1 protein-coding gene is annotated in these 257 nt (G+C 46.7%); it reads left to right on the top strand.

What is annotated here, in order from left to right; translation table 11 throughout:
• The coding region (locus JUJ53_RS07225) for an IS1 family transposase (protein ID WP_204151323.1) at positions 1–257 on the top strand (257 nt) is incomplete at both ends.

Raw genomic sequence — 257 nt, 5'->3', positions numbered from 1 at the left:
TTATGGCACATTGTGATGGGTTGGGCTTGTTTTCTGTACATCACTGATGGGTATAAAGTGTACCCTTGCGTGATTGAGGATGGAGACCATTTGGTCAGCAAAACAGCCATGACTCGGGTTGAGGGCGAGAACTGTCGGTTACGACATTACTTGGCTCGACTGCACCGTAAGACGTTGTGTTATTCCAAATCGGTTGACATGCTAACGACATCAGTCCGGTTACTCATCTACTATCTCAAGCATCGTCAGATTCCAGT

The sequence above is a fragment of the Leptolyngbya sp. CCY15150 genome (genome assembly GCF_016888135.1).
In the GTDB taxonomy this organism is placed as follows: domain Bacteria; phylum Cyanobacteriota; class Cyanobacteriia; order RECH01; family RECH01; genus RECH01.
Note: the sequence above shows the minus strand (reverse complement) of the source record. Positions and strands in the feature narration are given on the sequence as shown.